Source organism: Evansella sp. AB-rgal1 (assembly GCF_041820985.1).
Classification (GTDB): domain Bacteria; phylum Bacillota; class Bacilli; order Bacillales; family Salisediminibacteriaceae; genus Evansella.
In genome coordinates, this window is sequence record NZ_JBGUAU010000002.1 from 25362 (window position 1) to 39974 (window position 14613).

Genomic DNA, 14613 nt, shown 5'->3' on the forward strand with positions numbered 1-14613 from the left:
CTTATACAAATATAGAATAAGGAGGAGTAGCTATGACTAAGGAATATGACCTAGTCATAATAGGAGCTGGTACTGGGGGTTACGTTGCTGCCATTAGAGCGTCACAGCTAGGTATGAAGGTTGCTGTTGTGGAGAGAGAGAAATTAGGTGGAACTTGTTTACATAAAGGGTGTATCCCTAGTAAAGCGTTATTAAGAAGTGCAGAAGTATACAAAACGGTTCAAAATAGTGACGAGTTTGGTGTTGAGAATGCTGCACCTGTGCTAAATTTCTTAAAGGTTCAAGAAAGAAAACAGCGTATTGTGGATCAATTGCATAAGGGAGTACAGCATCTTATGAAAAAAGGGAAGATTGACATCTATGAGGGATATGGGCGCATATTAGGTCCGTCCATCTTTTCTCCTTCTCCTGGAACCATTTCTATCGAAAAAAATGATGGATCAGAAAATGACATGATTGTACCGAAGTATGTATTGATCGCAACAGGTAGTAAACCTAAAACATTACCTGGTCTTCCATCAAGTGACCATATTATGACTTCTGATGAGGCACTTCAACTAAACGAACTCCCTGAATCTATTACGATAATTGGTGGAGGGGTTATTGGGATAGAATGGGCTTCTATGTTAGCTGATTTTGGCGTAAATGTAACGGTCCTCGAATATTTACCAAGAATCCTGCCGTTGGAAGATGAAGATATATCAAAAGAAATGCTTAGGTCTATGAAGAAAAAAGGAGTAAAAATTATAACCAATGCAAAAGTTTTATCCGAACAAGTAAAAGAGGAATCTTCATCTATTGTCGTACCATACGAGTATAAGGAAGAAGTAAAAGAAATTCGTTCAGAAAAGGTATTAGTTTCTATTGGAAGGATTGCTAACACCAATGATATTGGTCTCCAAAATACAGATATTAATGTAGACAAGGATGTTATTGTTGTCAATGAAAACTATCAAACGAAGGAGTCTCATATTTATGCCATTGGGGATGTAATTGGTGGTTTGCAGTTAGCTCATGTTGCTTCACATGAAGGGATTGCGGCAGTTGAACATATGGCTGGAGGAACTCCTCATCGGGTTCAAGAAACAATGGTAGCAAAATGTACCTATTCTTCTCCAGAGGTAGCTAGTGTCGGTTTAACAGAAGCAGCAGCACGAGAAGAAGGCTTTAATGTCAAAACTGGTACATTTTCATTTAAGGCAATTGGTAAAGCTCTTGTTTATGGTGATACATCCGGTTTTGTTAAGTTCGTTTCCAATTCTGAGAATGATGATTTACTTGGTGTTCATATGATTGGACCACATGTGACAGATATGATTTCAGAAGCAGCCCTAGCCAAAATGTTAGATGCTACTCATTGGGAGGTTGGAGAAACAATCCATCCACATCCAAGTTTATCGGAAGCAATTGGGGAAGCCGCACTTGCTGTAGATGGTAAAGCCATTCATGGGGGGTAATATCTGATTCCAATTCAATAGATAAGGGAGACCTTATGCTATCGGTGGGAGACCGGATACGACATAACGCCGTGTCAACAGATCGTGGACTGAGCTTAGGTGGTATTTGGAAGCCTTGCGTTTTTTTATAAGGAAGGATTAAAGGAGGGTTTTATGTGAGTGAATTACGTCATCAACAAATTGGTTTGTCTGATGCTGAAGTGTTGAAAATGTATGAAACAATGCTATTAGCAAGAATGATCGATGAAAGAATGTGGCTTTTGAACCGAGCCGGTAAAATTCCATTTGTTATTTCTTGTCAAGGTCAAGAAGCAGCACAAGTTGGAGCAGCAACTGCACTAAATACAGAAAAAGATTATATTTTACCATATTATCGTGATATGGGAGTAGTTTTAACATTTGGTATGACAGCTAAAGAGCTCATGCTTTCTGGATTTGCAAAAGCGGAAGATCCCAACTCTGGTGGAAGGCAAATGCCAGGTCACTTCGGGAAAAAGAAAAATCGAATCGTAACAGGCTCTTCGCCTGTTACAACACAGGTTCCACATGCAGTAGGATTTGGATTGGCAGCCAAGATGAAAAAGGAAGATTTTGTTGCTTTTACAACGTTTGGTGAAGGGTCATCCAATCAAGGAGACTTTCATGAGGGGATTAACTTTGCTAGTGTTCATGATTTACCTGTGATTTTTATGTGTGAAAATAATAAATATGCCATTTCAGTTCCAATTGAGAAACAGTTACGCTGTGAAAAAGTCTCTGATCGAGCTATTGGTTATGGGATTCATGGGGAAACAGTAGATGGAAATGATCCATTAGCAGTTTATGCAGCAATATCGAAAGCAAGAGACAGAGCGCTTAAGGGAGAGGGACCATCTTTAATAGAGACAGTATCATATCGCTTAACTCCACATTCTAGTGATGATGATGATAGTACGTACCGTGCAAAAGAAGAAGTAGAGGAAGCAAAAAAGGTGGATTCTATCGTTACATTTGGTTCTTATTTAAAGAGTGCGGGAATCCTCACGGAGGAAATGGATAATAAGATTCGAAGCGAAATTCGTAAAGAAATTGATGAAGCTACAGATTACGCAGAGAATGCTCCATATGCAGATGCAGAGAGTGCATTAAAATACGTTTACGGAGAGGAGTGATCATATCATGCCAATTATATCTTATATTGAAGCAGTTACGAGTGCAATACGAGAAGAGATGGAACGAGATGAAAATGTATTTGTGTTAGGAGAAGATGTAGGGAAGCGAGGGGGAGTTTTCAGAGCAACCAACGGATTATATGATCAATTCGGTGAAGAAAGAGTGATAGATACTCCCCTAGCAGAATCTGCAATTGCTGGAGTAGGGATTGGAGCAGCAATGTATGGACTACGACCGATTGCTGAGATGCAATTTGCGGATTTCATCATGCCTGCTATAAATCAAATTATTTCAGAGGCAGCAAAAATACGGTACCGTTCTAATAACGATTGGACGTGTCCTATCACAATTCGTGCCCCATATGGCGGAGGTGTTCACGGAGCGTTATATCATTCTCAATCTATAGAAGCTATTTTTGCAAATGTTCCAGGGTTAAAAATTGTTATGCCTTCCACACCATATGATGTAAAAGGATTGTTGAAGTCTGCTATTCGAAGTGATGATCCTATATTGTTTTTTGAACACAAGCGAGCATATCGACTTATTAAAGGAGAAGTGCCTGTAGAAGATTATATACTTCCTATAGGAAAAGCGGATGTGAAGCGTGAAGGGGAAGATATTACTGTTATCACATATGGTCTATGTGTACACTTTGCTATGCAAGCTGCTGAAAACTTAGCGAAAGAAGGATACGAGGCTCATATCCTTGACTTACGTACTGTATACCCATTAGACAAGGAAGCTATTATTGAAGCTGCAAGGAAAACAGGTAAGGTACTTTTATTAACAGAAGATAATAAAGAAGGAAGTATTATTAGTGAGGTCTCCGCTATTATTGCAGAAAATTGTCTTTTCGAATTAGATGCACCTATTAAACGTTTAGCAGGTCCAGATATTCCTGCAATGCCTTATGCTCCAACAATGGAAAAATATTTTATGGTAAATCCAGATAAAGTGGAAGCGGCAATGAAAGAGCTTGCTGAGTTTTAGAAAGATTAGACCTTTTCAAGGAGGTACCAAGTAAATGGTAAAAAATATTACAATGCCCCAACTTGGAGAAAGTGTAACAGAGGGTACAATAACCAAATGGCTTGTGAAACCTGGTGATAAAGTCAATAAATATGATCCATTAGCAGAAGTTATGACAGATAAAGTAAATGCTGAAATTCCTTCTTCTTATAATGGAATGATAGAACAGTTAATTGCAAACGAGGATGAAACGATTGCAGTTGGAGAAGTTATATGTACTATCAGTGTTGATGGAGAAGTGGATAGTGAAAGTCCGATCAATCATCCTTCTACTAAAACTGACGAGACTGTAAAGGGATTAGTTTCAGAAGATAAGTCAAATAAACGGCGATATTCACCGGCTGTTTTGAAGTTAGCTCAAGAAAATGACATCGATTTAGAGTTGGTTGATGGATCCGGACGTGGAGGAAGGATAACAAGAAAAGACCTGTTAGCGATAATTTCTGGGGCTGTACCAAAACATCAATCAGTAAAAACTATTGCACAGCAACAGGATGTAGGAGTGGAAAGAGACAATGATAGGACTGTTTCGGAACCTTCTGTATCTTCCGGACGAGTAGAAGAAATTCCCGTTTCCAACGTACGAAAAGCTATTGCAAACAACATGGTTCGATCAAAACATGAAGCGCCTCATGCTTGGATGATGATTGAAGTAGATGTAACAGAACTTGTTCGTTATCGTAATAAAGTAAAAGATGAGTTTTATAAGAAAGAAGACATGAAGCTAACGTTTTTACCGTTTTTCATAAAAGCGACGGTAGATGCTTTAAAGAAATATCCTGAAGTAAACTCTATGTGGGCCGGAGATAAAATTATACAATACAAGGATGTTCATATTTCTTTAGCTGTTGCAACCGAGAAAGAATTATTTGTTCCTGTAATAAAACATGCGGATGAATTAAATATTAAAGGATTAGCTAGAGAAATTAATCAACTTGCATCAAAGGTCAGGTCTAATTCGTTACAGCAAAAGGATATGCAAGGTGGAACGTTTACAGTAAACAATACAGGTTCGTTTGGATCTATTCAATCACAACCAATTATAAATTACCCACAAGCTGCAATACTATCGGTTGAATCTATAGTGAAACGACCAGTGGTTCTGGAAAATGATGCGATAGCGATTCGACATATGGTGAATCTTTGTATGTCCTTAGATCATCGAGTGTTAGATGGACTTATTTGTGGGAAGTTTTTAGCTCATATCAAAAGAAATTTAGAAAATATGAGTAATCAAAATACTTCTATATATTGAACCATTGTTGGAAATGTCATTTATTTAAGTCAGCCTGGATATGAACGTTTGTATTAATCTATATATGGACTCTTTTTGCTGTTTAGAAGAGAGGAATTAATAAGAGGGAGTGTCAAAGAGTAAAATCCTTATTGACACCTCTTTTTTTCATTTTTCTTACGTAGAATAGCGTAATATTTTCCCGTACATACTAATGGAAAATATGGAAGGATGATTAAATCATGAGACCATTTAGATTATTATTAGTAACTATTTTTTTGATATTGCAGTTAGGAACACCTATTCATGCTCTTGCCGAGGACCAAGGTAATAAAGAAAGTAATATGGAAGAATGGGAAATGAAACAAGACATTGTTCATAGACATGATTCTATAAAAATACATTTACAATATTACTATGAGTTGTTGGTTGAAAAACATCGACCAGAATTAAAAGAAGAGTGGATTGAAATTAATCGTGAAAAAGAAGCGATTTTAAAGAAGATGAGAGAAATGAAAAAAGAAGGTAAAACATTTGATTTTACACAAATTGATGGTGAATGGAAGGTAAAACATGAACGCATTCATGAAGAATTTATGGAAGTAGTAAAAAGTAGAGATAATGAAAAAATAAAAAATATATTACCTGAAATTATAAACCTTTCAAAAGAATGGAACGAAGTGTACCGTGAACTTCTTATAAATATGAATATGTAAAAATCCCTCTATTAATCGTAGTCATTCTTATTTACAAATATGATAATGTAAGTTATAATCCTATTTGGGTTTGATAAAACGTAATGATTACGAAATGAGAGGGGAAAATGATGAAAAGATTATGTATTTTATTATCATTTATGTTAGTACTATCAATGATACTTACAGCATGTGGACAAAATGAAGGGGAAGCAGGTCAATCGAATAACGATGAAGATATCGTGGAACAAATAAAAGTTTATACTACTTTATTCCCATTTGAAGATTTTACGAAACGTATTGGTGGGGAATTTGTAGAAGTAACTAATATTATACCAGCTGGGGCAGATGCACATTCCTTTGAACCGACAGCGAGACAAATGATTGAAATCGCTGAAGGTGATTTATTTATTTATAATGGTGCAGGATTCGAAGGGTTTGCAGAGCGTATTAAAGAAACACTAGAGTCACATGATGTTGCTATTCTTACTGCTTCAACAGGAATTTCGTTAATTGGATATGATCACGATCATGACAATGGACATGACGATCACAATGATGACCATGATCACAACGATGATCATAACCACAATGATGACCATGATCACAATGACGATCACAATGATGACCATGATCACAACGATGATCATAACCATAATGATGACCATGATCACAACGATGATCATAACCATAATGATGACCATAATCACAACAATGATCATAACCATAATGATGACCATGATCACAACGATGATCATAACCATAATGATGACCATGATCACAATGACGATCATAACCATAATGATGACCATGATCACAATGACGATCATAACCATAATGATGACCATGATCACAACGACGACCACGATGACCATGATCACAATCATTCACATGGTGATGAAGATCCACACGTATGGCTTGACCCAATTCGAGCTATTACAATCGCAGAAAACATTAAAAATGCTTTAGTTGAACTTCGACCGGAATTACATGATGTTTTTGAAGAAAATTTTGATACATTAAAGCATGAACTGGAAGATCTTGATCAAGAGTTTATTAAATTGAAGGAAGAAATTTCAAAGGATTCTTTTGTAGTATCGCACGCAGGTTATGGTTACTGGGATGATCGTTACCATATTCACCAAATTGGTATTTCTGGAATTTCACCAACGAATGAACCTACAGCAAGACAAGTACAAAACATTATTGAACTACTAGAGACAAATAATATTAACTTTATTCTAGTGGAACAGAATATTCCGTCTGCTATTGCTAATACCATTCGAGACGAAGTAGGAGTAGAAACATTATACCTACACAACCTAGAAACATTACAACCAGAAGAAGTAGAGGCTGGAGAAGATTATTTTAGTTTAATGCGTAAAAATATCGAAGCTCTAAAAACGGCTCTACAATAGTTATATTACTTTTACCCGCTATGATAAATGATAGCGGGTACTTTCTTGAATAATTACATAGTACTGGTTAATTATCGGTATGATAATACAAAAATGTAAGCAAAAACATGGTAATCAATATTCTTAAAGTGTAAAATAAAGATAAGTGCTAGAAATAAGAAAGGGTGTAAGGGTATGGATTTTCAAATGTTTATGAACGATGTTGTACAAACAGCTAGAAAAGAAATGGTTCAATCTGGGTATCAAGAATTGAAAACACCTGAGGAAGTAGACAATGTTTTTAAAAACACTGGTACAACGTTCGTAATGATAAATTCTGTATGTGGATGTGCAGGAGGAATTGCTAGACCTTCCGCTGCCTATATGAAAAATTTTGAAGTGCAACCAGATAACTATGTAACAGTGTTTGCTGGTCAAGATAAAGAAGCTACTGCTCAAGCTAGATCCTATTTTAAAGGATATGAACCGTCATCTCCGTCTTTTGCTTTACTCAAAGATGGAGAGATACAAGCAATGGTTGAAAGACATGAAATTGAAGGTCATGAACCAATTGAAGTAGTTCAAAAATTAGAAAAGGCTTTTGAGCAATACTTTTCAAAATAATGATCTGAAAAAAACAAATTTCAAGTATTTTTTGGAATTTGTTTTTTTCTTATGCTATAATTTTAACTTAGTTAAGAAAGAAGTGGAGTGAAGAAAATGAAGGAACTGTATAAACAAATACATATTTATTTAAATATGGAGGAAGAGATAAGTTTCGAAGAATTTGACAATTATTATAAAAAAGTAATTGATTATTTTAACGATAATGCTGATAAGTTTGATGAGGAATTGCTTTGGAAAGCTCTGTTTATTTCTGAAAATGTTATGTCAAATGCAGAAGCAAGAGCAAAAGAATCAAAAGGTTCTCTTATGAAAAAGTATCAAAAAATCGCACAAAGATTATCTCTTTGGGCTCAGAATTTTACTGCAAGGTTAGCAGAAAAAGGATACACGGAAGATCAAATGAATGAGCGGTTTGAAAATATGTTTCAAGATGATGTGAATAGTTAAAAAGAATACTTGATTTTTTTTGTTTGGATTGCTATACTCCTATAGTACGGTTGATTAGTAGTCCAACTAAGCGCCTATGGTGAAATGGATATCACACGAGATTTCGGCTCTCGCGTTCTGGGTTCGAATCCTGGTGGGCGCGCCATACATATACAACAAACTCCAGTTTTTTACTGGAGTTTTTTTTATAGAAGAAGCTTATTTTCACGGAGACCTGCATGCCAGTGAAATTTGCACCATGGCGGAAAAAACGTTATTAGATGCTTTAGTAACATCGACTTTATATGGAATGAGCGTAAGTCCACGAACTCCTGTGGGAAGCAGAGCAGAGGCGAGACACGGTAGCAGACGAAGTCGTGAAGTTGGCTCGACAGCTCCTCACGGAAAGGAGTGGACAGAAGCGAATGGAATACAAACGAACAAAGTTAGTAATACTATATAGTTTGACCTCTAATTTACAGAGTATTTTCAGGGTACACTATAATGAGAACCATAATAATTAAAGTTGTTACTATATTTTTTTTGGAGTGACATAGCATGTTCAAAATTGGTTATCGAACATTAAAAACTGCATTAGGTGCAGCAATTGCGATTGCAATTGCTCAAGCTTTTCAGCTCGAATTTTTTGCTTCAGCAGGAATTATAACAATCTTATGTATACATAAAACAAGAAGAAAATCGTTTCAATTATCATATGTCCGTTTTTTAGCATGTTCAATCGGGTTATTTTATGCTGCCATTTTATTTGAACTTATAGGATATCACCCCATTTCTTTAGCTGTATTATTGTTAATGTTCATTCCTACAACGGTCTTATTAAAAGCGCAAGAAGGGATTGTAACGAGCTGTGTCATCATTTTACATATTTACGCATCAGGTTATGTTTCAGTTCCACTAATCATGAATGAATTTGCATTAATATCTATTGGTATTGGTTGCGCATTGCTTATGAATGCGTATATGCCTAGTGTGGAAAGAGAGTTACAAAAACAGCAGCAGCAAATAGAAAGGCTATATGCTAAAATCTTTCATGAATTTGCTATCTATATAAAATATGGAGATAGACAATGGGATGGGAAAGAGATTACGGAAGCGGCTAGCTTGTTAAACTCCGCGAAGAACATTGCTATTCAAAATTTGGACAATCATATATTACGATATGAAGACCAATATTATCATTATTTCAAAATGAGAGAGAAACAATTAGAAATCATTGAACGGATGATGCCTTTACTTGCGAAGATAGAAATACAAGTGAGGCAAGGAGAAATGATTGGGAACTTTATGGAAGAACTTAGTGGAGGTGTGACACCAAAAAATACTGCAGGAAAATATATTGATAAGTTAGAGCAGTTACGTAACAATTTTGACGAAATGCCACTTCCAGAAACAAGAATGGAATTCGAAGCTAGGTCGTCGTTATTTTATTTAGTATATGAAATGGAACAATATTTATTAATAAAACAACAGTTTAAACCCATCCAAAATTATTCTGTATTTCGATGAATAAAAGCAGGCACTTCAGTAACAACTATACTGTATAGGGTTGTTTAGCTTAAACATGTCACCAAGAAAAGGCAGTGATTAGGTGTGAAATCGATTTTATTAGCTATTCTTGTTGTTGTATCACCCATATGGCCAATTGGGGTGAATCCATCCGTGGGTGATCCTTATATTATCGTAAATAAAAAGTCTCATGAATTAGCTTACATTCTAGATGGGGAAGTAAAACAAATTTATGAAGTAGCTGTAGGAAAAGCAGAGGCAAAAACTCCAGAAGGGGAACATACTATCATCGTCAAAGCTGAAAATCCTTATTATCGAAAGAAGAATATAGAGGGTGGATCGAAGGAAAATCCATTAGGAACGAGATGGATCGGTTTTGACGCTGAAAATACTGACGGACGCATATATGGAATTCATGGTACAAATAATCCATCATCTATCGGGCAAGATATAACAGCTGGCTGTGTACGTATGAAAAATGAGGATGTTGAGATATTATTTCAAGAGGTACCAATAGGAATGAAAATCCTTATTACATCTAGTGATGAGAGCTTTGATGATTTAGGGAAGAAGCAAGGGGCAATTAGGAAATAAAGTCGTATTATGATAAAGAACCGAGCAAAAGGTATTGCTCGGTTTTTCGTTTTCTTAGAAAAATGCTAAACCAGTTAAAATAGTTCCGAAAAACATGATAGCGACCATAAGGTAAATAATAATTTTTCGATATTTACGGGGCATGTGACTTACCTCCTTGCATAGTACTACTATATATTTTACTGCTTGTCTGCACGTATGACAAGAGAATTACATAAATATATAGAAGTTACATATTTTTTCGTAAGGGATGGCAGGGATCAAATATTCTGTAACGAACTTAATTGTATAATCTTATATTAAATATATTTAAATAATTTGTAGGGGGTTTATAAATGAATCAATTACCCACAAGTGTAAATCATATTGGCATTGCAGTAAGGTCAATAAATAAAGCATTGTCCTTTTATGAACAAAACCTTCATCTCAAAGTAGAAAAAATAGTGGAAGTACCAACTCAAAAAGTGAGAGTAGCTTTTATACCTATAGGCGATTGTAAGCTTGAATTATTAGAACCACTTACAGAGGATAGTCCGGTAGCTAAATTTATTGAAAAAAGAGGCGAAGGGCTACATCATATCGCATATTCTGTAGTCAATATAGAAAAACGTTTAGAACAACTTCAGAATGAGGGGATAAAGCTCATAAATGAAAAGCCGGTTATAGGTGCAGGGGGTCATCCAATCGCATTTCTTCATCCAAGCAATGCCAGTGGAGTACTGACTGAACTATGTGAAGAACCAGAAAAGGATGATTAGGGTACTGGTGTATATAAGCCCATTCGAGGACTTGCTCTTTGTTTTTTGATACAATGTAAACTGGTCTATATTAAATTAGTGGAGGAATATACATATGGTCAATGAACAGCGCTTAGTAGACGAATTTTTAGAGCTTGTAAAGATAGACTCTGAAACAAAATATGAAAGAGAAATTGCAAATGTATTAAAAAATAAATTTGAAAGTTTAGGTGTACATGTAAAAGAAGATGATACTACTTCTATTACTGGTCATGGGGCGGGGAATCTTATTTGTACGTTGAAAGGGAAGGTTGAAGTTACTCCGATATACTTTACGTCGCATATGGATACGGTTGTTCCCGGGGTAGGAGTAAATCCAATTATTGAAGAAGGATACATAAAATCAGATGGTACAACCATTTTAGGTGCTGACGACAAGGCTGGCCTAGCAGCAATGTTAGAGTCTGTTAGACTTTTAAAAGAAAATAGTATGGAACATGGAACTATTCAATTTATTATCACAGTGGGAGAAGAGTCAGGGCTTGTGGGTGCTAAAGCTATTAATCCAGAAGATATTATTGCTAAATACGGATATGCTTTAGATAGTGATGGAAAGGTAGGTTCACTCATTGTTGCGGCACCAACACAATCCAAAGTAAGGGCTACTGTCTATGGAAAAACAGCACATGCTGGAGTGGCCCCTGAAAAAGGAATATCTGCCATCACCGTTGCATCAAAAGCTATATCAAAGATGCCTTTAGGTAGAATTGATGAAGAAACAACTGCTAACATTGGACGATTCGAGGGTGGAAGTCAAACAAATATTGTTTGTGACAGAGTGGATATCCTTGCAGAAGCACGCTCACTTATTCCAGAAAAAATGGAAAAACAAGTAACTGCGATGAAAAAAGCTTTTGATGACGCTGCAAAAGAGATGAATGCCCGTGTAGAAGTAGAAACAGAAGTTATCTATCCAGGATTTAAACATCAAGATGGAGATCATGTAGTAGAGGTGGCAAAGCGAGCTGTTGTAGCGATTGGTAGAGAAGTAAAGCTTTTGCAAAGTGGTGGAGGAAGTGATGCAAATGTCATTGCTGGTCACGGTATTCCGACAATCAACTTAGGAATTGGTTATGAAGAAATTCATACTACGAACGAACAAATTTCTATTGTGGAACTAGTGAAAACGACAGAATTGATTGTAGAAATTATTAAGGAATCAACAAAATAAAGGAATCATCTAATAATGATTTCTCATAGAAAAATGTCACTAAGATACCCTTTTAGTGACATTTTTCACGTATATTTTGTAGGTAACTATATTGCTACACGAAAGTTATGTCATTTATGTAAAAAATATCCTTAAATAAGGGAAGTTATGGTAGAATATAGTTAATGTTAAAAAAAGGGTGTGAATATAGGCATGTTTTATGATGGGGAAATACATAAATTATTAAACTATATTCGAGGATTAGGGAAAGTTTTAGAAGAAGATTGGCAAGCAACCGCAAAAGAGTTAGGTTTAACTTTGGCTGAATTACATGTTGTGTGGATTGTAGGTACAAATAATAAACTATCTATAACAAATATTGCAAAAATTGGTCTGTGGGATCGCTCAACAGTAATGCAGATTATAAAAAGACTTAGGGCAAAAGACATCGTAACAATTACGAAAGATGATAAAGATTTGCGAGTAACGTTTGTTACTTTAACAAAAGAGGGAGAGGAAAAAAGGAAACTTTCTGAAAACGCCAATACAAGATTTTTACACTATATGGATATGTATCAGAATGAAAATATACAATCGATGAAAGAAGTTTTAACATTCTTTAAAGATTCAAATACCTATTTTCACAACGTTGAATTTATTAATTGGGTAGAAGGAAGTTCTGAATTATTTAAGAAATGAGGAAAAAAGAACCTGCAACATTCTTTATTGAAGAATGCTAACAGGTTCAATTTTCCCGAATTCTAATGATTCAAGAATAGTTTCTTCAGAATAACCTATTTTATGGGACAGTTCTCTTATCGTTGGTGAAGGCCATTCATTCCTTTTGTATAAGGCCACAATTTCAAGTATTAAATATAAAACACAGTTGTGGATGGTCTTACTTTGGACTACGTTTGTCATCATAACGACCACCTTTCCACGTTTTGTACTTTCATCATAACATACCTCAAACAAAATAAAAGGAAACTACTCATTAAATTCGGATTATTCAGTGTATATTTTCTAAAAAAGTGTTAATAAATGAGATTTTTTCTCGTTTTTAACACTCTTATTTGATTTCTTTTGTTACCCTTCATTATAATTATGAATTGGAGGGGTGTCTTTATGGCAGACAAGGCGAATGGAAGAATTATTTTTCATGTTGATATGAATAGCTTCTATGCATCCGTCGAGGCGGCATATGAACCAGAATTACTAGGGAAACCGCTAGCAATTGCTGGTAATGCGGAAGCTAGGAGAGGTATTATTGTTACTGCAAGTTACGAGGCTCGTGCAAAAGGTGTAAAGGCTCCTATGCCGCTTTGGGAAGCTTTAAAAAAATGCCCCAATTTAATAGTGAGAGAACCGAATTTCGAACGATATAGAGCTTCATCAAAGAGAATGTTTCAATTACTCCAAACGATAACACCATTGGTTGAGCCAGTTTCAATTGATGAAGGATACATGGATGTGACGAATTTAGATCTTGAAATGAATCCTCTTCAACTTGCGAAGCATATTCAACAAAGAATCAAGAGAGAATTAAATTTACCTTGTAGTATAGGGATAGCGCCAAATAAATTTTTAGCAAAAATGGCTAGTGATATGAAAAAACCTATGGGGATAACAGTTCTAAGAAAAAGAGAAGTGAAAGTAAAACTATGGCCTTTACAAGTTATCGAAATGCATGGGGTAGGAAACAAAACCGCTGAAAAGTTAAAAAAACTAGGGATAGAAACTATAGAAGATATTGCTAATTCAAATGTGACTTTTCTAAAAGCTAATTTTGGAATAAGTGGGGAAAGAATGTATGAACGTGCATTTGGAATTGATAACAGGTTAGTTGATCCTAATTCTATCGATGAATTTAAAAGTATTGGAAACTCAACAACTCTTCCAAAAGATAGCAAGAATATAGCAGAAATTAAAAAAATAATTATGAATTTATCAGACTCTGTTGGTAGAAGAATTAGGAATAAAAATATGTATGCTGGTAATATCCAACTTACCATTCGATATCATGATTGGAACACCGTAACGAGAAGTAGTAAGTTAGAGTTTCCTATCAATAATCATAAAGATATCTACGATTCTGCTTGGAAACTTTGGAACAAATACTGGGATGGAAAGTCGGTTCGATTACTAGGGGTAACTGCTATGGATTTGGTGGAAAAAGGTCATGCTCACAAGCAACTGGATCTTTTTTCATACGAACAGGATATGAAAGAGGACAAACTAAGTTCAGTCGTCGATGAGCTTAGAAATAAGTTTGGAGAAAGTGTGGTTTTAAAAGGAACCCAAATTGGTAAAGGAGATCGAAGTGACCAATTACGTGATAAGAAAAAACGTGGTACAAGTCTGGAAAAAGACTTTTTGAGAGATATAAACAAGTCATAACTATGTTCTTTAGGATACTTTAGAATATAGTTATTTATTTTGGTCATTTTGTGCATGTTTGGTAGCGGAAAAAAACTATTAACAAATCCATTATTAATCCGATAAATAGAAAGAGCGTATGAACCACAAGG

At 35.4% G+C, this 14613-nt stretch carries 17 protein-coding genes and 1 tRNA gene; 16 read left to right on the forward strand and 2 right to left on the reverse strand.

Annotation, left to right across the window (positions count from 1 at the left end; translation table 11 throughout):
- The first annotated feature begins 32 nt into the window (after positions 1 to 32).
- The 12 genes from lpdA to ACERII_RS01700 all read left to right on the forward strand — a co-directional run bounded on the left by lpdA (position 33) and on the right by ACERII_RS01700 (position 10138).
- Complete coding sequence (lpdA, locus tag ACERII_RS01645) at positions 33 to 1457, forward strand: dihydrolipoyl dehydrogenase (protein WP_373639690.1); 1425 nt, start codon at positions 33 to 35, stop codon at positions 1455 to 1457.
- 209 nt (positions 1458 to 1666) lie between these two features.
- Positions 1667 to 2608 (forward strand): thiamine pyrophosphate-dependent dehydrogenase E1 component subunit alpha, encoded by a 942-nt coding sequence (locus ACERII_RS01650; RefSeq protein WP_373639916.1) that lies wholly within the window; start codon positions 1667 to 1669, stop codon positions 2606 to 2608.
- 7 nt (positions 2609 to 2615) lie between these two features.
- A complete protein-coding gene (locus tag ACERII_RS01655; protein ID WP_373639691.1) occupies positions 2616 to 3599 on the forward strand; it encodes an alpha-ketoacid dehydrogenase subunit beta in 984 nt (327 codons plus the stop codon).
- 34 nt (positions 3600 to 3633) lie between these two features.
- Complete coding sequence (locus ACERII_RS01660) at positions 3634 to 4893, forward strand: dihydrolipoamide acetyltransferase family protein (protein WP_373639692.1); 1260 nt, start codon at positions 3634 to 3636, stop codon at positions 4891 to 4893.
- A 221-nt stretch (positions 4894 to 5114) separates the two neighbouring features.
- Positions 5115 to 5588 carry a hypothetical protein gene (locus ACERII_RS01665; protein ID WP_373639693.1) on the forward strand — a complete coding sequence of 158 codons (474 nt, stop codon included), beginning with the start codon at positions 5115 to 5117 and terminating at the stop codon, positions 5586 to 5588.
- A gap of 110 nt (positions 5589 to 5698) precedes the next feature.
- Positions 5699 to 6985 carry a metal ABC transporter solute-binding protein, Zn/Mn family gene (locus ACERII_RS01670; protein WP_373639694.1) on the forward strand — a complete coding sequence of 429 codons (1287 nt, stop codon included), beginning with the start codon at positions 5699 to 5701 and terminating at the stop codon, positions 6983 to 6985.
- A 174-nt stretch (positions 6986 to 7159) separates the two neighbouring features.
- Positions 7160 to 7588 carry a BrxA/BrxB family bacilliredoxin gene (locus ACERII_RS01675; RefSeq protein WP_373639695.1) on the forward strand — a complete coding sequence of 143 codons (429 nt, stop codon included), beginning with the start codon at positions 7160 to 7162 and terminating at the stop codon, positions 7586 to 7588.
- A 96-nt stretch (positions 7589 to 7684) separates the two neighbouring features.
- The gene (locus ACERII_RS01680; RefSeq protein ID WP_373639696.1) at positions 7685 to 8038 is read left to right on the forward strand and encodes a hypothetical protein; all 354 of its coding nucleotides are present in this window, start codon (positions 7685 to 7687) and stop codon (positions 8036 to 8038) included.
- Positions 8039 to 8108: 70 nt separating this feature from the next.
- Positions 8109 to 8183: transfer RNA gene (locus ACERII_RS01685), tRNA-Arg, on the forward strand.
- Positions 8184 to 8276: 93 nt separating this feature from the next.
- The gene (locus ACERII_RS01690) at positions 8277 to 8480 is read left to right on the forward strand and encodes a hypothetical protein (protein ID WP_373639697.1); all 204 of its coding nucleotides are present in this window, start codon (positions 8277 to 8279) and stop codon (positions 8478 to 8480) included.
- 95 nt (positions 8481 to 8575) lie between these two features.
- Positions 8576 to 9544, forward strand: a complete 969-nt coding sequence (locus ACERII_RS01695; RefSeq protein ID WP_373639698.1) for an aromatic acid exporter family protein — start codon at positions 8576 to 8578, stop codon at positions 9542 to 9544.
- A gap of 84 nt (positions 9545 to 9628) precedes the next feature.
- Positions 9629 to 10138 carry a L,D-transpeptidase gene (locus ACERII_RS01700; RefSeq protein WP_373639700.1) on the forward strand — a complete coding sequence of 170 codons (510 nt, stop codon included), beginning with the start codon at positions 9629 to 9631 and terminating at the stop codon, positions 10136 to 10138.
- A gap of 54 nt (positions 10139 to 10192) precedes the next feature.
- Here the strand turns inward: ACERII_RS01700 and prli42 are convergent, their stop codons facing one another.
- Positions 10193 to 10282: a stressosome-associated protein Prli42 gene (prli42, locus tag ACERII_RS01705; RefSeq protein ID WP_373639701.1), complete on the reverse strand. Its 90-nt coding sequence runs from the start codon at positions 10280 to 10282 to the stop codon at positions 10193 to 10195.
- A gap of 191 nt (positions 10283 to 10473) precedes the next feature.
- Here prli42 and mce point away from each other — a divergent pair, with 191 nt between their 5' ends.
- From mce to ACERII_RS01720, 3 genes are all read left to right on the forward strand, one after another.
- The gene (gene mce, locus ACERII_RS01710) at positions 10474 to 10896 is read left to right on the forward strand and encodes a methylmalonyl-CoA epimerase (protein ID WP_373639702.1); all 423 of its coding nucleotides are present in this window, start codon (positions 10474 to 10476) and stop codon (positions 10894 to 10896) included.
- Positions 10897 to 10990: 94 nt separating this feature from the next.
- Positions 10991 to 12106 carry a M20/M25/M40 family metallo-hydrolase gene (locus tag ACERII_RS01715; protein ID WP_373639703.1) on the forward strand — a complete coding sequence of 372 codons (1116 nt, stop codon included), beginning with the start codon at positions 10991 to 10993 and terminating at the stop codon, positions 12104 to 12106.
- A 192-nt stretch (positions 12107 to 12298) separates the two neighbouring features.
- A complete protein-coding gene (locus ACERII_RS01720; RefSeq protein WP_373639704.1) occupies positions 12299 to 12784 on the forward strand; it encodes a MarR family winged helix-turn-helix transcriptional regulator in 486 nt (161 codons plus the stop codon).
- Positions 12785 to 12808: 24 nt separating this feature from the next.
- On the opposite strand, the gene ACERII_RS01725 is transcribed toward ACERII_RS01720, so the two are convergent.
- The gene (locus ACERII_RS01725; protein ID WP_373639706.1) at positions 12809 to 13006 is read right to left on the reverse strand and encodes a hypothetical protein; all 198 of its coding nucleotides are present in this window, start codon (positions 13004 to 13006) and stop codon (positions 12809 to 12811) included.
- 204 nt (positions 13007 to 13210) lie between these two features.
- Here ACERII_RS01725 and ACERII_RS01730 point away from each other — a divergent pair, with 204 nt between their 5' ends.
- Positions 13211 to 14482, forward strand: coding sequence for a DNA polymerase IV (locus ACERII_RS01730; protein WP_373639707.1), 1272 nt, complete (start codon positions 13211 to 13213; stop codon positions 14480 to 14482).
- The last annotated feature ends 131 nt before the right edge of the window (positions 14483 to 14613 follow it).